Origin of the sequence: Mesorhizobium sp. WSM4976, from assembly GCF_029625685.1 — a bacterium.
Classification (GTDB): Bacteria; Pseudomonadota; Alphaproteobacteria; order Rhizobiales; family Rhizobiaceae; genus Mesorhizobium.
Genome location: NZ_JARTVT010000010.1, coordinates 1 through 25,560, shown reverse-complemented (window position 1 = coordinate 25,560; position 25,560 = coordinate 1). Strand labels below are relative to the sequence as shown.

20 protein-coding genes are annotated in these 25,560 nt (G+C 64.4%); all 20 read left to right on the top strand.

All coding sequences use genetic code 11. The features are described 5' to 3' along the window. The first annotated feature begins 640 nt into the window (after positions 1-640). The 20 genes from P9272_RS13710 to P9272_RS13615 all read left to right on the top strand — a co-directional run bounded on the left by P9272_RS13710 (position 641) and on the right by P9272_RS13615 (position 25,355). A complete protein-coding gene (locus tag P9272_RS13710) occupies positions 641-1,276 on the top strand; it encodes a hypothetical protein (protein ID WP_278160951.1) in 636 nt (211 codons plus the stop codon). Beyond that, a complete protein-coding gene (locus P9272_RS13705; protein ID WP_278160950.1) occupies positions 1,277-3,178 on the top strand; it encodes a hypothetical protein in 1,902 nt (633 codons plus the stop codon). Then, the gene (locus P9272_RS13700) at positions 3,178-3,648 is read left to right on the top strand and encodes a hypothetical protein (protein WP_278160949.1); all 471 of its coding nucleotides are present in this window, start codon (positions 3,178-3,180) and stop codon (positions 3,646-3,648) included. Before P9272_RS13705 ends, P9272_RS13700 begins: the two co-directional genes overlap by 1 nt. Further along, positions 3,638-3,763: a hypothetical protein gene (locus P9272_RS13695; protein ID WP_278160948.1), complete on the top strand. Its 126-nt coding sequence runs from the start codon at positions 3,638-3,640 to the stop codon at positions 3,761-3,763. The genes P9272_RS13700 and P9272_RS13695 overlap by 11 nt, the downstream gene beginning before the upstream one ends. Further along, positions 3,764-5,380, top strand: coding sequence for a portal protein (locus tag P9272_RS13690; RefSeq protein ID WP_278160947.1), 1,617 nt, complete (start codon positions 3,764-3,766; stop codon positions 5,378-5,380). Further along, the gene (locus P9272_RS13685; RefSeq protein WP_278160946.1) at positions 5,377-5,757 is read left to right on the top strand and encodes a hypothetical protein; all 381 of its coding nucleotides are present in this window, start codon (positions 5,377-5,379) and stop codon (positions 5,755-5,757) included. The genes P9272_RS13690 and P9272_RS13685 overlap by 4 nt, the downstream gene beginning before the upstream one ends. Further along, entirely contained in the window at positions 5,741-6,649 is a 909-nt protein-coding gene (locus P9272_RS13680) for a hypothetical protein (protein ID WP_278160945.1), read from the top strand. The genes P9272_RS13685 and P9272_RS13680 overlap by 17 nt, the downstream gene beginning before the upstream one ends. 160 nt (positions 6,650-6,809) lie before the next feature. Beyond that, positions 6,810-7,712 (top strand): phage capsid protein, encoded by a 903-nt coding sequence (locus P9272_RS13675; RefSeq protein ID WP_278160944.1) that lies wholly within the window; start codon positions 6,810-6,812, stop codon positions 7,710-7,712. A 69-nt stretch (positions 7,713-7,781) separates the two neighbouring features. Beyond that, positions 7,782-8,060 carry a hypothetical protein gene (locus P9272_RS13670; RefSeq protein ID WP_278160943.1) on the top strand — a complete coding sequence of 93 codons (279 nt, stop codon included), beginning with the start codon at positions 7,782-7,784 and terminating at the stop codon, positions 8,058-8,060. Between the two features lie 26 nt (positions 8,061-8,086). Beyond that, a complete protein-coding gene (locus tag P9272_RS13665; protein WP_278160942.1) occupies positions 8,087-8,728 on the top strand; it encodes a hypothetical protein in 642 nt (213 codons plus the stop codon). A 1-nt stretch (position 8,729) separates the two neighbouring features. Further along, on the top strand, positions 8,730-11,216 hold the full coding sequence (locus tag P9272_RS13660; RefSeq protein ID WP_278160941.1) for a hypothetical protein: 2,487 nt from the start codon (positions 8,730-8,732) through the stop codon (positions 11,214-11,216). Then, positions 11,216-11,770 (top strand): hypothetical protein, encoded by a 555-nt coding sequence (locus tag P9272_RS13655; RefSeq protein ID WP_278160940.1) that lies wholly within the window; start codon positions 11,216-11,218, stop codon positions 11,768-11,770. Before P9272_RS13660 ends, P9272_RS13655 begins: the two co-directional genes overlap by 1 nt. Continuing rightward, on the top strand, positions 11,771-14,881 hold the full coding sequence (locus tag P9272_RS13650; protein ID WP_278160939.1) for a phage tail tip lysozyme: 3,111 nt from the start codon (positions 11,771-11,773) through the stop codon (positions 14,879-14,881). Then, the gene (locus P9272_RS13645; protein WP_278160938.1) at positions 14,881-17,463 is read left to right on the top strand and encodes a hypothetical protein; all 2,583 of its coding nucleotides are present in this window, start codon (positions 14,881-14,883) and stop codon (positions 17,461-17,463) included. Before P9272_RS13650 ends, P9272_RS13645 begins: the two co-directional genes overlap by 1 nt. 1 nt (position 17,464) lies before the next feature. Continuing rightward, positions 17,465-20,038: a hypothetical protein gene (locus P9272_RS13640; protein WP_278160937.1), complete on the top strand. Its 2,574-nt coding sequence runs from the start codon at positions 17,465-17,467 to the stop codon at positions 20,036-20,038. Between the two features lie 59 nt (positions 20,039-20,097). Beyond that, complete coding sequence (locus P9272_RS13635) at positions 20,098-22,542, top strand: hypothetical protein (RefSeq protein WP_278160936.1); 2,445 nt, start codon at positions 20,098-20,100, stop codon at positions 22,540-22,542. A gap of 48 nt (positions 22,543-22,590) precedes the next feature. Then, positions 22,591-23,766, top strand: a complete 1,176-nt coding sequence (locus tag P9272_RS13630; protein ID WP_278160935.1) for an acyltransferase — start codon at positions 22,591-22,593, stop codon at positions 23,764-23,766. A gap of 51 nt (positions 23,767-23,817) precedes the next feature. Further along, the gene (locus P9272_RS13625) at positions 23,818-24,663 is read left to right on the top strand and encodes a phage tail tip lysozyme (protein ID WP_278160934.1); all 846 of its coding nucleotides are present in this window, start codon (positions 23,818-23,820) and stop codon (positions 24,661-24,663) included. Continuing rightward, positions 24,660-24,965 (top strand): hypothetical protein, encoded by a 306-nt coding sequence (locus P9272_RS13620; RefSeq protein ID WP_278160933.1) that lies wholly within the window; start codon positions 24,660-24,662, stop codon positions 24,963-24,965. Before P9272_RS13625 ends, P9272_RS13620 begins: the two co-directional genes overlap by 4 nt. A gap of 81 nt (positions 24,966-25,046) precedes the next feature. After that, positions 25,047-25,355 carry a hypothetical protein gene (locus P9272_RS13615; RefSeq protein WP_278160932.1) on the top strand — a complete coding sequence of 103 codons (309 nt, stop codon included), beginning with the start codon at positions 25,047-25,049 and terminating at the stop codon, positions 25,353-25,355. Positions 25,356-25,560: the final 205 nt, after the last annotated feature.

The following is a 25,560-nucleotide window of genomic DNA, read 5'->3' as shown; positions in this document are numbered from 1 at the left end:
CCTGCGCGCGACTAGCGCGCCCTGCAGCCCGCCACGGCCGCCTGAGAGGCTCTGAGCGCGCCCAGCACCTTCCTGTCGCCTGGCGCCGCCCTGGTGCGCGGCGCTGCTGCCACGCGTCGCGCCTGAAACAACCAGCAGCCCGGCAGGGCTGCGCCGCTTTCTACTCCATCGCCCGAGGGTGAATTTGATCCGCGCCCGCGCCCATTTCGCCGGGTCATTTCGTGACAATTTGTCATCGTTTCCCGCGCCCCATTTGACGCCCTGCGCCCCCGCCCACCTGATCGCAAGTTGTGATCCGCCGCGCCAATCCATGGCTTGCAGTTGACGCTAGGCGATTTGGGCGAGGCTGATTGCGCGTCCGGCGGGAGCGGGACCGGTAACCGGGTTACCAGTGAGTTACCCGAGCGGGAACCAGAAAAATCCAAGGAAATCAACGACATGACTGCTTCAGTTACCGGTTCCCGACGAAATGCCACCTCGCATCACGCGCGCGCGCATACGTGTGGGGTGAGGTAACCACGTAACCGGTAACCGCAGGGGTATATCCATTTGAAATATCTATCGAAAAGCCGGTTCCCGAACGGTTACCCGCGACCTCGGCCGGGAACCGGAATAAAAAATTGGCAATGGAGCGCTTTCGATGTCGACCAAGGCTGACGAGGGGCAGCGAGACGCCCACACACCGCGTCCTGGCGCCGCTGACGCGCCGCCGGCCGAGCTGCCTGGCGCCGATCCGCTCGACCTCTTGTCCGGCTTGCCCGATGGCGAGGGAACCGACGCGCTGGCGCTGGCGGCGGAAATGGTTGCTGCGCCAGCGCGGGCGCGGGGGAGGCCGGCAGGATCTCCGAACCGCAAGAACGGTGACCTGATCCGCTACCTGCAGGCGCGCGGCCATCGTGACCCGATGGTGACGCTATCCATGATTCAGTCGGCCGACTTCGGCGAGCTGTGCAAGGCAGTCGGTGCCGAGACGGCAAAGCACAAGATCGCCGTGCTTGGCATCATTCGCGGCGCGGCGGCCGACCTCATGCCGTATCACCATGCGAGGAAGCCGCAGCAGATCGAGCTGCCGGTTGGCGACAAGCGGCCGTTGATGGTGATCGGCGAAATGAACGTGACGCAGATCAATGGCGACGGCTTCATGTCGGCCGGCATCATGCCCGAGGCCGAAAAACCCAATGAAATCAACGGCACCGCCGTGCGACAACCGGCCGACATGTCGCACGAGAATGCTAACCCATTGAATAGCCAAGACAATTCAGGGACGAGCGACTGATTGCAAATCAGTTGCGCGATTGAAAACAGGAATCGTCGGGGCAGTTCTCGCGCACGTGCGCGTGAGCGGCGCGGCGCCTGGTGCCTGCCGCTCGACCCCGCCCCCCTGCCTTTGCCGGCCCGAGGCGGCCGCGTCGAATTTCGAAAACGCGGGGGGCCCACCACTGCCCACGGGCCTTACGGCTCACACACACCGCTGTTTCCAGCGGTTTGCAGTGGACTCGCCGGCGCCGGAAATAAATTCGCCACGTGGAGTCGGGACGCGGGCGCGCGGGGCGCGACAATTCGAGGGCCGAGGGTCATGGGTTTAGGGTTCGATCTGATCAAGCACTACCGTCCAGCCGGGCCAGTTGCGGCGGCCTACATCATGAGCCAAGGCCCCATCGACCTGATCAGAGGGCCGTGGGGTAGCGGCAAGACCGTCGCCAGCATCTTCAAGATCGCCCGGCATTCGGCCGTCGACTTCCCGATTTGCCGTGATGGCGTCGTGCACGTGCGCGCGGCGGCGATCCGCGACACGTACCGGGAAATGGCGAAGACCGCGCTGGCATCGTGGTTGGAAGCGTTCCCGAAGGGCGGGCCTTACACCGCGTCCGAAGCCGGGGCGTTTTCAGGCGGCCAGGACAGGCCGGTCAAGCACGTGCTCGAATGGGACACGCTGCGCCAGTGGTATCGAGCCAAGGGCGTATGGGAACCGAGGGTGACCAAGATCCGCCTCGAAATGGAGTTCGGCGCGATCGGCGAGCAGAACCTCGACAGCTTCTTCAAGGGCTATGAAATCTCGCTCGGGTGGCTCAACGAATGCGACCTGATCCACAAGGATGCACCCGGCCGGCTCTACGGCCGAACCGGCCGCTATCCGCCGGAAAGCGAGGTGATGGAATGGGAGGGTGAGCGGCTGGGCTATGTCGCCGATCCCGACACCGGCCGCGAAAGCCTCAAGGTGCCGCGCATCGTCTGCGGCGACTTCAACCCGCCCGACGAAACCAACTGGACCTATGAACGCGAGATCGAGGCGCCGGAAAAATGGCCGGGCTACAACTTCTTTGCCCAGCCGTCCGGCCTGTCACCGCAGGCTGAAAACCGCATCGGCAAGGCGCGCCATAAGTACGAGGAAGAGGAACGCCAGTTCGGCGGCCCCGACGCGCACGAGGCGCGGCGCAACGTGCATGGCATGTACGCGCCGAAGGCGACCGGCACCGTGATTTTCAAGCGGTTTAACCTCTTGCGCCACCGCGCGGATTCGCCGCTGAAGATCGTCAAGGAACTGCCGTTCACGCTCGGGATGGACGCCGGCGGCCGTCCAGCCGCGGTTATCTGCCAGCGGATGCCGAACGGCCAAAAGCGCATCCTGCGCGAGGTGGTTTCGCGGCCGGATACGGTCACCGGGCCGGCTCGCTTCGCCGAGAACATCGCCGAAGTGCTTATGCGCGATTTTTCCGGCATGAGGTGTGCGGGCGCATGGGCCGACCCTTCGGCCTGGTATGGCGCCGACAAGACGCGCGGCGAGCTGGCGTGGGTGGAGACAGTGCAGCTGGCGCTGTCCATTCCGATCATGCCGACCGCCACCAACGACCTCGGCTCCCGGTTCGAGGCCGTGGACTGGTACTTCGGCGATATCGACGCCAACACGCCGCGCCTGCTGATTGACCCGAGCTGCAAGTATCTGATCCGGGCCTATGTGTCGCAGTATCAGCTGACCAAGCACAGCAGCGAGGCCAAGACCGACAGCCTCGAAATCGAGAAGAACGAATATTCGCACGTGGCTGAGGCCGACCAGTATGAGGCTTACGGCTATCGCGGGCCGACCAACGTCAAGAAGGAAGCCGCGCAGATCGGCCGGCCAGGCAACGTGGTGCCGATCCGCTCCATCACCGTGAAGTCAGATTTCAGCGTGTTCTGATGTGGCGCATCGTCTCGCCGGCGCCGAAGACTGCCGCGCTCGACCTCGCGGGCGCAGGTGCGCGCGTGAGGCGCATCGTGCTGCAGCAGGTTCGAGACTTCGAAACCGTCGCCATCTATCGCGGCGATGATTGCATGGCCGTCGCCTACTTCTGCCGGCATGGCTGGCGCCGGACGGAAATGGCCTTGTCGATCGCGCCGGCCGGCGCCCGGCACATGCGCCGGCTGGTTCGGATCGCGCAATTGACGCTTTTTGCCATGGCCGAAACTCGCCTCATCGTCGCTCGCATCGGCCGCAGCAACCACGCCGGCCAGCGCATGGCGATGCTCGTTGGCTTCCATGCGCACGGCAACTTCGACCCCGGCGTGTGGATCTTGAGGAAAGGCAAGCATGAGCTCGATCCTAGATCCCGGCAAAGACGCACGCAAAGCGGCCGAGCAGCAGAAACAGGCGCAGGCCGTGGCGAATGATCGCCAGCTGGCCGAGCTGCGCGCGCAGGACGCAAACAGCGACGCGACCAGGCGCAACCCGCGCGGCCGCCGCCTGTTCGTGGCCGATCCTTCCTCCAAGGCAGACCTCAGCTAAATGGCCGCTCCCGCCGCCGCGAACGACGTGCTGCCAGACATCGCCAAGCAGCGCCAGCGCTCCAAGACGGTGTGGAACAACCGCGCCGGCTGGGATTCGCTTTACTGCGAGGCCTATGACTATGTGCTGCCGAACCGGCGGCCGGGCGGGCTGGGCAAGACCAAGCGGCCGACGCAGGTCATCTTCGACATGACCGGGCCGAACTCGGCCATGCATTGCGCCGGCGAGATCCAGCGGCAGATGTTCCCGGCGTCGACGCCGTTCATCACCGAAACCGGCCCGCTGGTCGCGCAGCAGCTCAAGGCGGCCGAGAAGATTGCTTGGGACAAAAAGCTGCAGGGCGTGGCGAATTTCGTCTACCCGTTCATGAAAACGGGCGATTACGACGACGCCATGCACGAGGCCTGCACTGACCTGACGGTCGGGACAGGCGCAATCCTGCCGTTGCGCGGGCCGAACATCAATGAGCCGGTGCGCTTCATCTGCGTTCCGCAGGGCGATATCGCGGTGGCGCAGGACGCCTATGGCCGCGTCAATTTCGTGTCGTGGAAGCGTACCGACCTCGGCCGCGAGGCCATCATTGAGGCTTGGCCGAAGGGCAACTTCACTGACGGTTTCAAGGAAGCCGCGAAGACCAAGCCTTACGACGAAACCACGATCTATCAGGATTTTTTCCGGCTTCCTGACGGTCGCTGGGTGTTCTGCGTCTATCACGAGACCGAAGGCGACTTCATCGCCAGCGAAATGTACATGACGCAGCCGATCGCCGTCATGCGCTTCTATCGCTGGCCGGGCGAGGCCTATGGGCGCGGCCCGGTGCTGTTCGCGCTGCCGACCATCAAGACCGTGAACAAGGCGCAGGAACTGACGCTGAAAGCGGCGGCAATCCAGCTGCTCGGCATCTGGGGTTTCCGGGCTGGCGGCACGTTCAATCCCGACACGGTGCGGCTCGGGCCGGGCGAGTTCTGGCCCATGCAATCGACCGGCGGGGTGCTTGGGCCGGACGTTCAGCGCCTCGATCCCGCCGGCGGCCGGATCGACGTCGCCAAAATGATCATCGGCGACGGCCAGCGCCAGATCCGAGAGGCCTTGCTTGACACCCGCCTGTTCGATGATGGCGGCACGCCGCCGTCAGCATCGGAGGTCGCGCTTATCCAGGCGCAGAACGCCAAGGTTCACATCGGCGCCTATGGCCGGCTCAACACCGAAGGCACCGGCGTGATCGTGCCGCGCGTGATGGAGATCCTCAACGAATGGCAGATCCTGCCGCAGTTGATGAGCTTCAATCAGCTGCTCGTTTCCATGTACATCAATTCGCCGATGGCGGCGGCCTTGAAGGCCGACCAGCTGCAGGCGTCGATCAATTATTATCGCCTGGTCGCCGAGACGGTCGGGCCGCAGCGGGTCAACGAGTATATCTCGATCGACCGCTACCTTGATCGCACCCGGCAGGGGCTGCTTGTCCCGCCGGACATTAGCACCACGGAAGACGAACAGAAAGCCGCGCAGGCCGACAACGCCAAGCAGCAGGCGCTTGCCGTCGCAGCGCAGGCGGCTGTCAAGGCCGCGCCTAACCTTGTCGACGCAGCCGCCCAACCCGACGCACAGGCAGCATGAGCAACGGACCATTCCCATTTGCCCGCCAGATGATGGCGGTTGAGGAACTGCTTGGCGCCGTGCCGACCATGGAGGGACTTACCCAGTCCTTCTTCCCGGCCAAGGTCGGGGATAATTTCGATCCCGGCGATGATTTGAAGCTTTTGCTTTTCCACTTCAACAACACCGCCGATGGCCGCCGGATCATCGAATGGCTGGCCGACCTCACGGTGCGCGCGCCGTTCCCGCATGTCGGCTCGATGAAGGAAAGCGCGGCGCTGGCCGCCGCCAAGCACGAGGCAAGAACAGCCGTCGGTTACGCCATGCTGCGGGCGATCGCCGAGGGCGAAAAAATCTGGACGCAGCGAAGGAGCCAAAAATATGCGAAAGATTCTTGATCGATATCTGCCTGTCCGCAACGCGGAGGGCGGCGCCGGCGGCGGTGGCGGGGGCGGTGCCGCCGGTGGAGAAACCGCCGGCGGTGCCGGTGGAGCGGCGGCGGACGCGCAGGGTGGCTCCAACGACGCGGCCGCCGCCGCAGCAGCTGCTGCGGGAGCCAACCAGCCATATCGGCCGCAAGGCTTGCCGGACACCATGTTCGGCAAGGACGATCGCGAGACGATCGACAAGATGCACAATGCGCTGAACGGCTACCGCCAGCGCGATTCTGCCGTGCCAAACGACGCCGCCGCCTACAACGCCTTCGAAATCGACAAGGCGCCCGAGACAATCCGGCCGCACCTGCAGGCGCTTGCGCAAGATCCGCTGTTCGGCGCCGTCGCCAAGGTGGCGATGGAGGAAAAAATCCCGGTCGCCACCATGCACAAGCTCACCACGGCGCTCTATGCCCAGGCGGCCGAGGCCGGCATTCTGGAAGCGCTGGTCGATCCTGCCGCCGAGCGCACCGCATTGTTGCCGGACGCGGCCAAGAGCCTGCCGAAAGCGCAGCAGGACGCGGCAATCAACGCGCGCCTGCAGGCCAACGAAGATTTCGTCAAGCTGATGGTGCAGAACGGCCTGCCAAAAGAAGTGGCCGATCATGGCCTGTTGATGCTGATGGACACCGCCAAGGGCAATCAGCTGCTCGAATTCTTTGCATCGAAGGTGACCGGGGGCGACAGGGCGCAGCCGTTCGCCGGCGGCGGCGCCAATGCCGGCGGCCAGAACGAACGCGAGCAGCTGCGCGCCGAGCTGGCGAAGCCGGAAATGAACCCGCAGCATCCGAAGTTCAACAAGGCCGCCTTTGAAGCGCTCGACCAGCGCTATCAGCGCCTGATCCCCAGCGTCTAACACGCATCGCATTTGACGCGGCGCCGGTCGGGGCATCCTCGACCGGCGCAACCAAGGGAGCGACCCGGCGACGGCGGGCTATCCTTCACCGGACCCCGAAACACCCGGCTCTATCGGCCCCAAGGCTGCTTGAAACAGCAACCTCAACAGGGGCTTTCCCATGTCTCAGAATATCGCTGCTTGGTTCACCGAGAAGATCAAAGACCAGGTCATCGTCTCGTATCAGTCTCATGGTGGCATGCTCGACAACACCATGATGAATGGTGACGTTGTCGCCAACACCGTCAAGTTTCCGATCATCGGCCGGACGGAAGTCTACAAGCTCACGGGCGCGATCGAGCGCGTTCCCGCCAACGGTCCGTCGCTCACCACTGTGCAGATGCAGTTCGAGGATTTCGAAGCCTCGGATTTCTGGCGCACGCAGGACGCGTACAAGGCCGGCCCGAACGAGCAGAACGCGCTGGCGCAGATCATCACCAAGGCGATCCGCCGCAAGCGCGACACCATCAAGCTCGATGCGCTTGCAGCGTTCTCGGTTCTTGGTGGTTCCGGCGTGACCACGATCGGCACCGGCGCCGAAGTGCCGGACCTGCTGCAGTTCGAGCAGGGCGCGGCGGAAATCGCGGGCGTCGGCTGCGATGACGACATCTATTGCGGCCTGCCGGCCAAATGGATGTCGCAGCTGAAATTCTACAAGGAGTTCGCTGACGCCGATTGGGTTGGTGCCGATGACACGCCCTTCTCGAAGAAGCAGCGCCAGAAGATGCGCACCATTGGACAGGTCACCTATATCGAGCTGCCCGATGAATACTTCGTCGGCCCCGATGGCAATTCGCTTTACACCTACATGTGGGCGAAGGAAGCCATGGGCGCCGAAATGCCGTGGAATCAGGAAGCGCCGAGCATCACCCCGCAGCCGCTTCTGCAGGGCACGCCGTATCTGGTCAAGGCCGGCCTCGGCGGCGCGGCGATCGGCATCCAGGGCGCCGGCGTCAAGCGTTTCTGGCTGAAGAAGATCACCAACCTGATCCGGCCGCCGGTCCCGACCCAGACTGTGCCGTAAGCGGCGCTCGCCACGAGGGGCGGCGATAAGCGCCGCCCCGCTTCACTCTCTTCACTCGGAGAAATCTCAATGTTCGAACCTCGTTCGCTCTCCCTCTACAACTCGGTGCCGTACGGCGCCGGCGGCAAGCGCGTGGACTTCTTCAACTATGCCACGCCCGATGCCGTCGCGACCGTCACCACGGCCGGCTACTTCAACAACGCTCGCTCCAAGCTGCTGGTCAACAGCGTGATCGAGGCCGTCTGCGTTGCTGATGGCGTTGGCGACCGCGTGTCGCTGATCGTCACGGCCTCGCCGCCCACCGGCAATGTCACCGTCGCCGTCAACACCGACGCAGCGGGCGCCTAATCGCCAGCTGGCAATAGAGGGACATCATGGCCGAGGCGGAAATCACCAAAGCTATGATCGTGAATTGGGCGCTGGTCGAACTCGGACTGGCGCCTAATTTTTCGATCGATGACGACACCCCGCTTGGCGCGCGGGTGGAGATCTTCTGGCCGCGCACGATGGCGCGCGCTTTCGGCCTGCATGACTGGATCTTCTGCCGGCAGACTTTCCTGCTGACCCGCCAGCAGGCGACGCCTATCAACGGCTGGACCTATGGCTTTGACCTTCCCGGCGGGATCATCGGGCCGCCGCTGAAACTCACCTCTGATCCCCGCTGCGAAGTTCCGCTGCGCGACTTCGCCATTGAGGGCAAGACGGTTTTCACCAATGAGCAAGCGGCCTATGCGCGCTGCAAGGTCTATCTCGAGCCGACTGACTGGCCGCCGCAGTTCACCGACGCTTTCGCGGTGCTGCTGGCCGCCTATCTGGCGGTGCCGCTGACGCAGGACACGGAGCTTGCCGCAAACAAGGAAGCCGCCGCGATCGGCACGCCATCGCAGGGCGGCGCCGGCGGCATGTTCGGCCGCCTGATTGCGCAGGATCGCGCCGCCTCTCCGGTGGCCTCGCCGGCCGTGTCCGACGCGCTTTCCGGTGGCCGCTTCACCACTGACTGGCACGGGCGGTATTAGAATGGTCGCGCGTCCCGCCGCTCCCATGCGCTCCTGCAATGCCGGCGAGTTCACGCCGGAAGCGAAAGGGCGCGTCGACATCAAGCAGTATTATTCGGCCGGGCTCGCCTTCAAAGGGGTAGAGCCGGTGCCGCAGTCGGGCTTCCGCCGCATGGGCGGGTCGCGCCGCGTCGGCGAGTGGCGCCGGCCGCTGGCCGATCGGGCCATCACCGCGCCGGCGCCCGCGGCTGGCCCGTTCGTCGGAACGCAAACGATCTGGACCGGAACCGTTGCGGGTACGGTCGCGGCCGTGCTCGCGTCCGGCCTCGCGATCGACGCCGGCACGGCCAGCTTCACCATCAAGGCGCTTGTCGCCGGCGTCTGGACAACGATCGGCGGCCCGTTCGCGGTGAAAGCCGGCACGCCGGCGACGCGGCTTGCGGCCTTCGCGCCCGGTCAGCAGAAGGCGGCGACCAGCCTGCGCATCGACGCGACGTTTTCGATTGCCGCCAACGTGACCGGCCTTGCCGTTAGCGCCTTTTTCGAGAACGGCACGCCCGAGCGGCCGCGCTATGTCGAACTGACGACGGACCAGGGCGATAGCCTTTCCTGCTTCGTCACGGCCGGCATTGCCGACTTCTTCACGGCGGAAGGCTTCAAGGGTTCCGCGCGCCTGGCGACGGTCACCGCCGCCATGCTGCCAGATCTTGGCTTCTACAGCGAGGCCTCGACGATCGGCATCTTTCACGACCAGCTCGAAACCGTGCGCCTGTTCCTGATGACGCCCGGCCAGCTGCATGACTGGCGGCAGGATCTATGGCCTTACGATCCGGTGCCTTCGGCCGACCTCGGCGGCGACTATCCCAAGACTGATGACAAATGGGATCTGTCGTTGCGCTGGGAAGACTCGGTTGAATACGTGGCGGTGAGCATCACCGTTGATGGCGAAACCACGCCGGCGATTTTCGTTCCGCGCACGGGCGACGGTGCGCCGGCCGAAATCAATCCCGATACGCCGGACTGGCCGCTGTTCGCGACGCAACTGCAGACGGCGTTGCGGGCGCTGCCAACGATGTCGCCCGGTGTGACGGTTGTCGCCGGCAACGGCTTCGGCGGCTTCAAGAACTTTACCATCACCTTCGGGGGTGACCTTTCCGGCGAGGAATATCAGGTTTCGGCCATCGTGCCGAACACGGCCAAGGCCTCTGTGCTGCCCTACCATACCCAGATCGGCAAGACCGAGAATGAGCCCGTGTTTTCGGCCGCGCGCGGCTGGCCGGGCGGCGCGATCTTGGTGCAAGACCGCATGGATTATTACCGGCTCCCGGCCGTGACGGGCGCCAAGGCCATGAGCCGGGTTGGCGAGTATTTCGACCTCAACATTGAGGGCACGACCGACGCGGCCGCGCGCCTCGACAAGCTGCGCTCGCAGACCTCGGAAACAATCCTGCATGTCAAGGAAGCAAACTATATGTTTGTCTTCACTGATATTGCTCTCTACTTCGTGCCGAACCGGACGATCGAGCGCAACACGCCGCTCAATTTCGTGCCGGCCAGCGAGATCGGCGCGCAGCCGAATTGCAGGCCCTTCACGCTGGAAGGCGAGGTCTACTATGTGGCGATCAATCCGGAAGGGTTGGCCTTCGCAGTGAACGGCGGCAAGCAGGTGCTGCGCGTCTCGGAAACGGTCACGTCGAGCACGACCAATTTCAACGCCGACCCTGTGTCGCTGCTTGCCTCGCACCTGGCCGACAACATCATCCGCAGCGCCAATCAGAAGCCTGCGACCGACCTCGACGCGTCGAAAGGCTGGCTGATGCGCACTGACGGCCGGCTGATCGCCTGCCAGATGATCCGCAATCAGGACATCAACGGCTATTGCGAATGGCTTTCGGCCGCCGGCGGCCTCGTGCGCGAAATCGGCATCGACGGCAAGAACCGTCTTTGGCTGGCCGTCGAGCGCGCCGGCCACACGTCTTTCGAGCGTTATGACACGTCCATCTACCTGCAGGACGCCGTTGACGCCGTGCCCGACCTCGGCGGCGTCATTACTGGCCTGCCTTACGAGGACGGCGCCGAGCTATGGGCAAAGGCTGATGGCTACGTGCTTGGGCCGTTCGTCTGCGTTGGCGGATCGATTTCGCTTGGCGACGCCTACGCCGCCGCGCTCGTGGGGCGCTGGATCGCGCCGCGCTTCGAAACCATGCCGCAGGTGCTGGTCACCGGCGGCGATGAAGTGATCCGCCGGCCGGGCCGCATCCATACGCTCTATGTCGACATAGCTGATAGCGACAGCATCGCCGTGGGGGCTAACGGCCAAGATCCGGTGGAAATCGAGCTGCACGAAACCAGCGACCCGGTGGACGCGCCGATGCCGCTCAAAACCAAGATGCTGACGATCGGCGGCGATGTGCTGGTCGGCATGGTGACCGATACCACCGCCGTCATCACGCAGAAGCGGCCAGGTGAACTGCGAGTGCGGCAAATCGCAATGGGGACGAAACTCTGATGCAAGTCCTGCTTTCTCCGATCCTTTCGCTGTTCGGTGGCGGCGCGGCCGCCGGCGGGGCGGCTGCTGCCGGCGCCGGCGCGGGCGCTGCGGCCGCCGGCTCGGGCATTTCGCTGGCGTCCATCCTGCAGGGAACCGCGACCGTCCTTGGCGTCGTGTCGGCGATCGGCGCTGGCAATGCCGAGGCCGCGCAAAACGAGCTCGCCGCAAGCGATGCCGAGGGCGAGCAGCAGGTTGAGACGCTGCAGGGCATCAATCGGCGCGCGTCGATCCGCAAGCAGATGGCCGATGCGCTTGGCGCGCAGGACGTGGCCTATGCGGCTTCCGGCGTCGATCTCTCCTTCGGCACCGCGAAGGCGGCGCGCACCGATGCCTACCGTGAAGCCGATCTGGCGCTGACTTCCGATTCGAGCACCGAATTGACGCGCGTTTCGCGATTGGCCGAACGCGCCCGCAACTATCGCGCCATGGCCAAGGCCGCGCGCACCGGCGGCATCATCAACGCGCTTTCCGGCGCGACCGACAATCTGCTTTCGTTGGGGAGGCGTTACTAAATGACGACAAGGCCGCTTGAACCGGTCAGCTACCGGCCTTTTCGCACCCAGCCGTTGCTTGCCGATGGCCTTTTGCCCGTCGCGCGACCGGGCGGCGAGCTGCTGCAGCGCGCCAGCGAGGGCCTGTTCCGGCTTGCCGCCCAGGCGGGCCAGATCGCCGACGACCAGGCCCAGCGCGCCGGCGCGATGGCCGGTCAGCAGGCCGCCTTGGCCGGGCGGCCGGATGCCGCCTATTCCGGGCTTGATGAAGTGCCGGTCGGGGAAACCGGCGCCAGCGCCCCCGTTTCGCGCAGTGAGCTTGCCGCGCGCGGCAAGGCCTACCTGATGCAGAAATATGGCGTCTCGAATGAGTTCGCCTCGGGCCTGCTCGGACAGTTCGCCGGCGAGAGCAATTTCAACGTCAACGCGATCAACCGCAATGACGGCGCCGACGGTTCTCATTCGATCGGCATTGGACAGTGGAACGGCCGTCGCGGCCGCGCCCTGAAAGCCTTTGCCGCCTCGCAGGGCAAGCCGGTCAATGACTTCGAAACCCAGCTTGATTTCGCCATGCACGAGCTGCGGACAACGGAAGCCGGCGTCGGCCGCCGGCTGGCCGCCGCGCGCACCGTCGAGGAAGCGACGGCCGCCGCCGTGGGGTTCGAGCGGCCGCGCGGCTGGACGCCGGACAATCCCACCGGTGCGCTTGGCTGGAAACATCGTCTGGCCGCCGCGCAGTCGATCTACGGCATCCAGACCGCCGGCGGCGGCGACGCCACCGCATCGATCGCGCCGGCGCCGGCCGGGCCGGTGAAAGGCTTGGTCGAACCGGGCAACATCGATCTGGCAAAGCGGCCGGTCGTGAAAAACGCCGATGGCACGGTCAGCACCGTGCGTTCCATGTCGTTCGAGCAGGACGGCAAGGAAATCCTCATTCCGACCGTTTCGGATGACGGCAAGATCCTGTCGGACAAGGAAGCGATCGCAGCCTACCGCAAGACCGGCAAGCACCTTGGCGTGTTCGACAACGCCGACGACGCCACGGCCTATGCGAAGTCGCTGCACGAGAGCCAGGCGCAATTCTACGGCGCCGGCGCCGGGCCGAAGCTGGAAACCAAGGGCGGGACGTTCCGGCCGAGCGGCCGCGACACGATCTACGGTCGCGCCTTCGACGAGGCGGGCACCAAGACCTATCTGCAGCTGGTCGATTCGGAAATGCGGTCGACAACGCAGCAGCTTTACCAGAAGTACCGGGACGATCCGGCGACACTGGAGAAGGCGTTCGGCGACCTCAAGGGCCAGCTGGCGAAGGATCACATTTTCCCGGAAATCGCGGCCGATTACGACGTGGGCTTTGATCGGCTGGCAACGTCCTACATGGGGCAGGCGCGCGAAAACCTTGCCCGCAAGGTCGAGCTGCAGCAGCGCGCCGAATTTGTCGACCGCACCAACCAGCTCGAAACCGACCAGCAAAAGCAGCTGGCCGACTTCGACCCGAAGAACCCGGACGCTGGCGACGCTATCGCCAGCGCGCAGGAGGCGATCGACCAGCACTACGACCAGGCTGTGCGCAACGGCATCATGGACCCCGACGACGCGGCAAAAGCGAAAATCACCAGCCGCCGCAACACCGCGCTCGCCTATTACGGCAAGCAGGCCGACGCGCTGGACGCCGCCGGTGTCAAGTCGATGCGCGAGGAAATGGCGCGCAACATGGCCGATGGCGGCATTGCCGGGCTGGACGGCGAGGGTTGGTCGACGCTGGACGCGCACCTGCAGAAGCTCGAACGCAGCAAGCGGGCGCTCGCCGATCGCCAGACCAAGGATTTTCGCGAGCGCGGCGACAAGATGGCGCTGCGTCTGCTCGCTGGCGTCGACGTCAATCCGGGCGACCTCTCCACCTTCATGCTCGATTCGGGCTCTGTACCCGGCGGCAAGGAAGTGATGCAGGAGACGCTGGCGAAGATCTCCGCCGGCCGCGCCATCAACGATTTCAGCCTGCCGCAGGCCGAGAAGCACGTTGAGGGCCTGCGCAAGCAGTATGGCAAGGATGCGACGGACGCGCAGCTGCGCACGCTCGCCTTCGCCGAAAAGATGGTTGCCGACAAGCGCAAGGAAATCACGGCCGACAGCGTGAGCTACGCCGAAAAGCAGGGCATCGTGCCGGAAACGCCGATGCTGACCGAGGCCGGCAGCGCCGAGGATCTGAGCCAGATCATGCTTGCCCGCGCGAAGTCCGCCGAGAAGGCATCGCAGGAACTTGGTGTTCCCGTTCGCTACCTCAAGGCCGGCGAGGCCGTGGCGATCGGCAAGATGGTGCGAGCGGACCCGGCCAACGGTGCAGCCGTCGCCGGCGCGATCGTCGCCGGCGCCGGCAATGCCGCGCCGCAGGTGCTGGCCGAGTTCGGCAAGGATGCGCCGATGATCGCTGAGAGCGGCGCAATCGTTGCCTTCGGCGGCTCGCAGCGCGCGGCCGAGGACGTGATTGAAGGCTACGCCAAGCCGGACGGCAAGGCATTGAAGGGCCTCAAGCCCGATGCAGCGGCCGAGAATTTCGCGACTGTCGCCGGCGACGCGCTGCAGCTCGCCCGCGACGATCGCGGCCGCATTGAGCGCGCGGCCGCCTCGATCGCGCGCAAGCGGATTTCGGAGGAAGGGCTTGACCCGACTTCCGACGAGGCGAAGGCCGTCCACAGCCAGGCGGTGCAGGAAGCCGCCGGCGCCGTCTACGATCGAGGCGTTCAGTTCGGCGGCTTTGTCGAAGTCAATGCCGGTTTAGTGTCCGCCGGCAAAAAGGTGCTGATCCCGTCCGAAATTCGCGCCGATCGCTTCGAAGATCTGCTGCACGCGGTCACCGACGAGGATCTGAAAAGCTTGAAGCACATGCCCAAGGCCGGCATCGGCTTCTATGGCGCGGCGCGCGGTGGCGATCCGCGCCGGGCTCTGTCCGGCGCCGCGACCATTCGCAACGCCACGCCGGTGGCTGTTGACGGCGGCTTCGCCTTCGCCGCCGGCGACCCGAGCAGCGCGGATCCGCAGTGGATCATGGCCGACGATGGCCGGCCGTTCGTCCTCGACCTCGTGAGCCTCCGTAAGAGGCTCGAACCGCGTGTTCCGGGAGCCTTTCGCTGATGTTTCTCTACGGGACGAAATTCGGGGACAACCCGACCTATGCGCCGGACTATGCCGGCACGATCGCGCACGAAAACGAGCAGCGCGCGGCGGCCGAGGCGCTTTGGAACACGACCAAGGATCTGGCCGACTATCGGGACAACTCGAATGCGGAATGGGCCGCCAAGGAAGAAGCCTACACGCGCCGCAACAAGGCGATCTTTGACGCGACCGGGGTCCAGCTCGACAATCCGATGAAGTTCGATGTCTTCCGGTTGAAGCTGGAACCGGGCGCCGCCGGCCTGCCCGAGCCATCGGCCCCGGACGATATCGCCGCGCAAGAAAAGGCATGGCAGCAGAAGGCGGCCGAGCTGGCGCGCGAAAAGCCGCAGTTCGCCGGCGTAATCGCGGCCGATCGACCGGTGATCGAGGACGCCTATGCGATCACGAAACAGGCCGAGCAGAATGCAGCCGCGGCCGAGGCGCAGGCGACGGCCGCCGGCCTTGGCCCTGTCCGCAGGATCGGCAACACGCTTGGGGGCGGCCTTGCCGGCTCGCTGCGCGATCCGCTGCAGGTGGCGACGCTTGCCGCCGGCGGTGGCGTGTCCTCGCCGGCGAGAGCGCTTGGCTGGCGAATGCTCGATACGATGCTGACCGAAGGCGCGATCAATGGCGGGATCGAGGCCGGTTTGCAAGTAGCCACGCACGAATACAAGCAGCGTGCCGGCGTCGATGCCAGCCTGTCGACCGCGCTGACGCAGGTCGGCCTTGCGACGATGTTCGGCGGCGGCTTTGGCGGCCTGCTTGAAGGCGGCAGGGAAGTGTTCCGCCTGCTTGGCCGCGAGGCGCCGGAAGCTGCCTTCGTGCGCGCGGCCAATGGCGAGGCTGAGCCCGGCGATTTCGCGGCGATCGCCGACGCTCTTGGCGTCACGCCGGACCCGGAAAGGGTGCGGCTTGCCGACATGGCGGCCGAGCAGCCGGCGCTGGACGCCGACGCCTTCGGCCCGCCACCGGAAGGCGTCAGCCCCGACGAAGCTGCTACAATGGCCGTCCAGGCGTTGCGGGAGGCCGATTCGAGCGAGGGGCTGCGCGCGGCCGCGATCGACCGCATCGTCAATGAGCGCTCGCCGGTAGGGCCGGCGCCCAAGCGGCCGGTCAGTCTCATGCAGTTTCTGGCGTCGCGCTCTGTCGGCGGGATTGCCGATGAGAACGGCGAGCTGGCCGCGATGGGCCTCACCCGGAAATTCGTCCCCGGCGGCGGTGCGTTGGTGCGCAGGAACGGTAAATCGCTGGACTATGCGCGCGAGGCGGCCGCTGAGGCCGGATTTTTCAATGACCTGTACGGAGATCCCGCGCGCGCCACGGCGGAAAGCACGCCGGACGATCTTTTGCGCCTGCTGCGGCAGGAAGCCGGCGGCGAACCGGTGTTTTCGGCGCGCAACGACGGCGGCCGCCAATTCGCCTGGCTGGACTATGAGCGGCAGCGCGCGGCGCAGGCCGCCTATCGCCGGCTGGTCGAGGAAGTGGATTCGGCCGCATCCTCGCTCGGGATCGATCATCGGCTAGACGACGCCACGCTTGTGCGCGCGGCCGAGCTTGTGGACGAAAACACCAGCCCTGTCGACGCGCTTGAGCGCGCGCTTGATGAGGACTATATCAATTTTGCCGATGCGCTCGCAGAGCGCGGTGAGGAAAAGCCCGATGTCCAAGGCATCCCCTTCTTCGAAGAAGACCCCGGAACAGGCGCTGCAGCTGGCGGCGACCTTGGAGCAACGCGCGCAGTCGGCGAACCCGGAGGATCGGGCGGAGCTGATGCGGCAGGCGGCGGGCTATCGCGTGCTGGCGGAAATGAAGTCGAAGAAGTCGGCCTAAGACAGCCCGGCGACACGCCCGAGCCGGCCACACCCGAGGCCGGCGAAATGGCCGCCCTGGTCCTCACGGAAGCGCGGAGAGCATCGGACGAGGCGAAGGCAGAGCCGCTTGGGCGCGTGAATGCGATCCATGACCGCATGAACGCCGTTGATGAAAAGATCCTCGCGAAAAAGCCGCTCACCAAGAAGGACCGGGCCACGATCGCCGAATATGCGACGGCCGAGAACGACACGACCCGCGCCGAGGCTGACGCCGAATTGGCGGTGCTGGCGCCAGTCGCGGAAAAGGCCGGTTACCGTCTTTCTCTCGACTATAGCGGCGTGGTCCACAACGACCATTACGGGGTCGACTTCGTAGATCCGCGTTTCGTGCTGACCAAGGACGGCAAGGAAGTAGCGCGGCTGGACAGGGCCGACGAGGTGGTGAAGGCGCTGCCGGCAACCGAGCGCACGGCCGCCGGCGAGCAAATCTTGCTGGAAGGAGTCAAGCCTGTCTCAACCAAGGAAAAGCTGCAGAGTGAGGCGGCCAAGCCGATGCGCGGCGGCGACACCGCCATGCCGGAAGGCGGGCTGTTCGATCTGGAAAGCCGCAAGCAGATGTCGATTTGGGACGCGCTGCCGGCGGCCAAGAACCCGGATGGCTCCATTTTACACGCGACCCACGAAACCATGATTGCGGACGCCGAGAGGACCGAATTTTTCGGCGATTTGATCGCCAGCTGCAGGGACTGACATGGGCCTGAAAGACTGCCTGATTTCCGCCGTTGAACAGAAGGCGATCACGCGCGAGGAAGCCAGCTTCCTTGCCGACGAGTTCGACCAGCGCTTCGCGCAGAACCGCCTTTCCATGGGCGACGATCTGGCGAAGGCGAAGGCGCGCAAGGATCTCGAAATCCAGTTGAAGGCCGAGGCGGCCGAGGCGCGCCGGCGGGCCGATCTTACCGAGGCGCGGCGTCTGTCGGTCAAGTCCTATCTGCAGGACTATCGCGGCCGCGACGGCAAGGCCAACGTGTTCGAGGCCGCAATGGGGCTGCTTTCGCACTATGGTTTTCGCGGCGCGTCGAGCGTGCGCGGCAAGACCGAGGCAATCATCATCGGCGCGCAAAAGAACCTTGATAAGGTCATGTATTCATTCGAGCGGCGCGGGCTTCTCGGCAAGCGCAAGAACCGCGCGCTGCAGGGCGACGTGGTGCGCGAGCTGCACGGTGAGGCGTCCGGCGACGCCACCGCCAAGCAGCTGGCCCGTGCCATTTCCAGCGTGTTCGAGGATCTGCGCCAGCGGTTCAACGCCGCCGGCGGCGCCATCGGCAAGATCGAAAATTTCGGCCTGCCGCACACGCACGACCGGCTCAAGGTCAAGGCCGCCGGCCGCGATGCGTGGAAAGCCGAGATCCGCGACCTTCTCGACCCGAGCAAGATGACAAATCCGCTTACCGGGCAGCAGCTGAGCGGTGCCGGTCTCGACCAGGCGCTTGACCATGTTTGGGAATCGATCGTCTCGAACGGCCGCGCCCACCTGCAGCCGTCCATGGTGCGGCGCGGGCAGGGCGCCATTGCCACGCAAAGGCAGGAAGAAAGGTTCCTCGCCTTCAAGGATGCCGCGAGCTGGATGGAGTACAACCAGAAATACGGCAAGGGCGACGTCGTGCAGTCGATCTTCGGCCACATCAACGGGATGGCCCGCGATATCGCTGCAATGGAAGTCCTTGGCCCGAACCCGAGCGCCATGGTCGAATACATGAAACAGGCAGTCGCGCTTGAAATCGGAAAGCTCGAGACTGGCAAGCCGACGCTGGCGAAAGGCGCCACGGTGTTCAAGGACAGTCAGGCGGCCGTCGCGCAATATCGCCTTGACAGCCTCTGGCAGGCCCTGCGCGGCCGGCCAGAAGTGGCAAGCGGTGCCGCGCGCACGACCTCGAACATCAAGAACGTGCTGACCGGCACCCAGCTGGGCGCGACCGTCATCCTCGCCGCCGGCACCGATCCGTTCGTTGCGCGCGCCGCCCGCAAGCTTGCCGGCCTGCCGGTGACGTCGACCATTGTCGATATGGTCAAGATGGTCGCGAAGGGAAACCGCGAGGAAATCATCAGCTCGGGCGTGATGTGGGAAGAATACCTGCACATCATGAACGACGAGCTGCGCTTTGCCGGGCCGGCCGTAGGCTCTGACTGGTCGCGCTGGATCGCCGATCGCGGGGTTACCTTCTCGGGCCTGCAGCCACTCACTGTCGGCCGCAAGCTGCTTGAGGCGCGCGCGTGGCAGAAGACCGTCGCCGATAACGCCGAAAAGACCTTTGCCCAGCTCGACCAGCGTTTTCGCACCGCGCTTGAGGGTTTTGGCGTCACGCCGGCGCATTGGGAGATCTGGCGCCAGGCGAAAGATCCGGCCGGCTTCGTCACTCCGCGCCAGATCGAGATCAACGGCGGCGGGGTGCAGTATATCGACATGCGGACCTCGGCGCCGCACGAGATCGCAGCCGAGGCGAAGGCGCTGGCGCATCGCGAGGCCAGCGAAAAGCTTGCCGAAGTGATCAATAGCTGGTCGGAACGGTCGGTGCCGACCGGAACGCCGAATGCGCGATCCTTGGTGCACGGGCTGGCCGAGCGCGGCACGGTGGGCGGCGAGCTGCTGGACTTCCTGCTGCAATACAAGAGCTTTGGCCTGTCCTTCACGGCGCTGCAGATGGAAGCGATCGGCGAAATGGCGGCGACGCGCGGCGGCGGGACCGGCTTCCGCCGGTCGGGGCTGGCTTATTTCGCACCCATGGCGATCATGCTGACGCTTGGCGGCGCGGCTTATCTGCAGATCAAAAGCCTGCTCGACTTCAAGAAGCCCGAGGACATGGACCCGCGCAGCAATCCCGGCTTCTGGTTCCGCGCCGGCATCCAGGGCGGCGGCTTCGGCCTGTTCGGCGATTTCGTAAAGTCGACGGAAAACCGCTTCGGCCAGTCGATGCTGGAAAGCCTCGCCGGCCCCGGCGTCGCCTTCATCGGCGACACGGCCGGGTTAACCGCTGGCACGTTGCTCGCCGCGACGCGCCGGGAAACGGCCAAGGGCAGGGAAAAGAGCTTCATGGAGAAGGCCAATCCCGGCCGCAAGCTGACGCAGTATCTGCGGCGCTACACGCCTGTGGTTGCCTCGCACTGGCTGACGCGCGGCGTGTTCAACCGGCTTGTGCTGGACAATCTGCAATGGATGCTGGACCCCAACGCCGATATGAGCTTCAAGGCGCAGATCGGCTTGGCGAAGAAGAACGGCACGCCCTACATCGTCAAGCCCGGCCAGCTCACGCCTCTCGGCCGCTAGGTCCATTTGACGCTTTCGCGCGCGAGTCATCCTGCAGCCTCGATCAAAGAGGCTCCCCGATGGCACCGACCCCGTTCATCCTGCCGCGCGAGAAGCGCGAATCCGCAATCCTCGTCGGCAACGGCACGGCCGGCCCATACGCGGCCTCGCTCTACAAGGTCTTTGACACGGCCGATGTGGCGGTGTTCGCTAAGGCGGCCGGCGAGACTGTCTACACGGATGTTACGGCCAGCTGCACGATCGCCAAGGTGAACCCGGCGGCGGCCTACGACTATTTCACCGTGACGTTCGGCGCGGCCGTGCCGGCAAGCACGAGCTGGTATCACCAGGCGCGCCGCACGGCCCAGCGCAGCGTTGCCGTCACCAAGGCCGGCACCATCAATTCGCTCGAGCTCGAAAAGGAGCTTTCCAAGCAGGCCAGCGCGCAGAGCGAGCTGCGCCGCGATGTTGACCGGGCGGTGCGCGTCATGCCGGGTGTCGATCCGGTCACCATCATTCCTGGCGCCGACGGCGAGCTGGCAAAGTTCGAGAACGGCGATGTTGTTCCGTCCGGCGAGAACGTAGAAGCGATTATTGGCGCAACAGCAGCTGCAGTTGCGGCGCGCGATGCGGCCCGAAAATGGGCGACCGAGGCCGAAGATGTTGGCGTCGACGACGGCGTCAATCCGGCGGGCTTTTCGGCTTTCAACTGGATGCGCAAGGCGCTGGGATATGCGACCGCAGCTGCGGCCTCGGCCGCCGCTGCAGCGGCAAGCGCTGCCGGTGTCAATCTTCCGCCGATCGCCGCCAACACCTTTCTGCAGGCCAAGCCCGACGCTACGGGCTATGCCACCAAAACCACCACGGAGGTGCGCAACGCGTTGGCAGCAGCTGCTTTCGTCGTCGACCGCGTGGCGGTCAAGGCGCTCGATCCGATCAAGGAAAAGGCTGCAACGATTTATGGCGAAGGACTCGGCCGCAACGGCACGTGGGTGGCCTACCTGACTTCCGGGCTCTCGGCAGCAGATCAGGCGGCCGCGGGGGCCGACGCCTTGGAAGGGCGTTTCTTTAGGTCGACGGCAAACCCGCTCTATACGTGGGCGCGCCATTTCTCTGGCGCAGTCGATCTCCGCTGGTGGGGTGCCGTGGCTGATGGTGATATCGCCAATGCAGCGGCCAATGCCTCCGCACTCAATGCGGCTCTTGGAACCGGCAAGAAGGTATCGATCCCCTATTCCGCCGCCGGATATCATTTTGGTACCAACCAGATCACGGTAGCCAGCGGCCAGTTCATCGAAGGCGAAAGCAAGGTGCTGTTGAAGTCGACGGCAGCAACCTCGCTCTTTAAGCTGACTGGAACCACCACGGCATACAGCGGAATTTCGAATGTCGCGATTGACATGGCGGGCGCCGGTGGATCATCCACGGCGATCCGATTTGCAACGGCAACTGCAAGCGTCGCCCGTGTAAGGCTCGGAGCGATCAAGTTCACCAATTGCGTCGAGGCGATCGGTGACGAAGTACATGCCTCCAACTTCATTTCGGACGTGCTTGTAGAGGATGTGCTCTGCCAGCAAACGCTCGGGCGCCAGGTTTATAACCGCCGCAGCAATGGCTTCATCGTCTTCCGCGATTTTATCATCGACCATACGCAGAACCCGGCGCTTGTCTCGTTCGAGAGCGCCCGTTTTGAGAATTTCGCCGGGCTTGAATTGGCCCGATTTGATGCGCTTGGCTATGGCACCGGCGCGCCGGCCTACAACGCTGGTGCGCCGGCAATCGTTCTCGCCGGCAACGGAGCGACGGGCGTCGCGCTGTGGCTGGACCGAGTATTTGCCGACACGGTTATCGGTGACGGCATCCTGGTGCAGAATTCGCAGTACGTCTTCGCGACCGCCATTGAAAGCTCTCTTGCCCGGGGTCACGCCCTGACGCTAAACAACGTCGTCAACGCAGTGCTGAGCAATCCGATCGCCAACGGAGCGACGGGGCAGACAGGCGCGGCGGCAGGCGCTGACGGCCTTCGGGTGCTCAACTCGTCGGATGTGACAATTTCGAACCTGCTTGCCGTGAACAATACCGGCTCGGGGCTCAACATTAGCATGACGAACCGATCTGTGACCACGGGCCTTGTGTCCAAGGCGAATACATTCGGCTTGGCAATTCAAGGCGCTGCAGGCAGCAACATCGTGTCGGGGGGAACGATCAGCGGCAATGCGACCCCTGTCTCCAACACGGCGACGGGGGGTAACAACGTCATCAAAGACATTGCAGGATACAACCCGGTGGGCGCTGCTGCCTTGGCGCCGGCAGCGTCCCCGTGGACATACACGGCAGGCTCGTCACCGGAAACGCTCTACTTCAGCGCTGCAACCAGCGTAACTGCCGTAACGCAAAGCGCAGGAGTATCTATTCTCCCAGCCGCCTTGGGGGCGAACGTTCCCTTCGCGGCCCAACTTGGGCCCAATGAGGCGATCGTCATCACCTATACTGGCGCGTTGACAGCTAAGAAGATGGTGCACTGACGCCCAAATGACGGTATAGCAGGCTCCTAATATCAGGGGGCTCCATAAATGCACCAAGAGCGAGTTGCATTCGCAAACACGCTGCGCGGCGTAGCCGCGATCTCGGTTTTGATAGCTCACTACACTGGGGCCTTCTGGTCATCGAACCGCGAATTCACGGCGGCCATGATCAACGCCCCAGTGTTGCCATTGGATCGCTACGGCTTCCCAACATATCTGCTATGGCTTCACTCCGTGCCGCACTTTGATTGGGGCTCGTTCGGCGTCGGCGTGTTCTTCCTCGTCAGCGGCTTTGTCATCCCTCTTTCACTGCGCCGCAGCACATGGCAGGCGTTTTTGGTCGGTCGCTTTTTTCGAATTGTGCCGCTCTACGTGTGCGGTTTTTCGGTAACCCTTCTCGGCATCTGGCTCGTCGGCGAATACTTCGGAAGACCGTGGCCGTTCACGTTGGGCGATGTGCTTGTTCAATATATTCCAGGGCCCCAGCTGTTTCTCTGGGTGCGTAGTATCGACGGCATCGTCTGGACTTTGGAGATAGAACTTATTTTCTACGTCGTTTGCGCTTTGGCTATCATATGGCTTCGCAAGCGATCGGCGCTAGCGTTTCTTGTGCCATTGATCGTCGCCGCCATCGGCCTCTACGTTTCCGGTACTGTCGACGATTGGAAAGAGGGAGCGATAGCCACTTACCACCTCCTCCTAGCGATACAATGGGCGGCGCCGTTCATCGTCTTCATGTTCATCGGCGTCACGTTTTGCTATCTGCACTCCGCGGGGCTTGATAGGCTACAAGCGATTGTGCTGACCGCCGGTTTGTTCATGCTGTTCACGGTCATGGCCGGCGAAGCGAAGGGCATCGCTGGTGGCGGCGGACTTGCGTTCAGCTATGGCCTTGCGGTTGCTGTCTTTGCGGTCGCCGCAATGTTCCCCTCGATGTTCAGGTCGACAGTCGTTGGGGACTTCTTTGCCAAGATCAGCTACCCGCTCTATGTCGTCCACGGCGTCGCAGGTTATGCAGCCCTGCGGGTGCTCCTGGACCTCGGTCTAAAGGCATGGATGAGCCTCATAATCGTCACAGCCGGCGCCATGGGCGTGGCCTGGCTGCTACATGTTTCGGTTGAGGTTCCAAGCCACGTGCTCGGCAAGCGGATGGCCGCCTACTTCCCGCGGCGAGGAGGAAATGCAGCGCCGTCCGCAGTGTCCGCACCGACTCCCACCATTTGACGAACCCTGCCTGATCTTACCCTGCCGGCAACCACAGGGAGGTTTCCGGCAATGGCAAGCAGGGGCAAGGCACAGGACCTCTTCCGTTCGAAAGCGCCGTGGATCATGGCGCTGCTTATCCGGGACTTCAAAATCGGGCTGGACGATTCGGCGGCCATACTTGGCAATCTCGGCCATGAAAGCGAAGGCCTAGCAGACCTCACGGAAGACAAGCCAACCGTTCCCGGCAGTCGCGGCGGCTTCGGTTGGGCGCAATGGACAGGCCCGCGTCGCCGCAAGTTCGAGGCGTATTGCAAACGCGCGGGCCTCAAGGAATCATCCGACCAGGCGCAATATGGTTTCCTGTTCAGCGAGCTTAAGGGCGCCTATCGCAGCGCGATCACCAAACTGGTTGCTGCCCGCGACCTGCAGGCGAAGGTCAAGGCCTTCGAGCGGGAGTATGAAAACGCCGGCGTGAAGCACTATGCGAGCCGCAACCAGTGGGCGGCAGTTGCGCTGGAGGCGTGGCAGGATGTCGGCGGCAGTCCCTTGCTGCCCGACTGGGCCGTGCGGGCGGCAGAGAAGCCCGCCAGCGCGCAAACGCCGTCGCCGGCGGCACCAGACACCGCGCCGGCGCCGCAGCCCGCTCCTGCGCCCGCGCCGGCCCCGCCGGTGGTGGTGGAAAAGCCGGTGGTTGTCGACCCCGGCGAGCTGCACAAGCGTGTGACCAAAACCAAGACCTTCTGGACGTGGCTTCTGACTGCACTTGGCGCTCCGCTCGCCGCCTTCGGCAATTTCGACTGGCGGGTGCAGCTGGCGATCGTCGCCGTGATCGTCGCCTTCGCTGTCTACGGCATCACGCGCCGCGCGCAGCTCGCCCAGGCGGTGCGGGATCTCCGCGCGGAAATCGGCGGATGATCGCGGCGCTGCTCAAAGCGGCGCTCTCGCCGGCAGGGAAGGCGCTGGGGGCGCTTGTCCTTGCCGGCGCGTTGTTCGGTGGCGTCTACGCCAAGGGGCGCGCTGACGGCCGCGCCAGCCTGACCGCGCAGCTCGCCGCCGATCGCGTCACCATCCTAAAAGACGGAAAGGCCATCGACAATGAAGCTCTTGCCGCTGACGACCCTGCTTTGTGCGCTCTGCTTGGTGGGTGCCTGCAGCCCGACAGTGACGCAGCCTTGCGACCTGCTGGTGCCGATGCAGCCAAAGCCGGCCACAAATAGTTACCTTGTCGCCAACGACCGTCCGTTTGCCGTTGCCGTGGCGCAGCATCGCGGGCGCGTCCAGAAGTACGGATGCCATTGATGGACGGTGAAGTCATTGCCCTGATCGGCGTGGCCGGCACGATCGTGGCGATCGTGTCCGCGATCGTCGCTTCGCATCGCTCGACCTCTGACAAGATCCAGAAGGGAGATGAGCAGCTGCATGACCGCATCAATCGCGTGCGCGATGAATACGTGCGCCGCGTGGATCTCGACACCCACATGGCGCGCATCGAAACCAACGTCAAAGAGCTACGCGAAGAGAACCGCGAAGGCACCCGCGACATCAACCGCCGGCTCGACCAAATCCTGACCAGCGTGGGCGTTGCCAAGCCGCCGCATGGCCGGTAAACATGCGACAAAGCCGTGCGACTTTCGCGCGGCCGATTTTGTAAGTGGTTGATTTTCCTTAATTATATACGAACTTTTAATCAGTAGGTCATGGGTTCGAATCCCATCGCGCTCACCACAAACACAAGGGTCCGTTCCGGACACATAGGTTACAGTTTATACCGGAGACATGGGTAACACTTTTGGCCCGAAGGGGTTGTGGAGT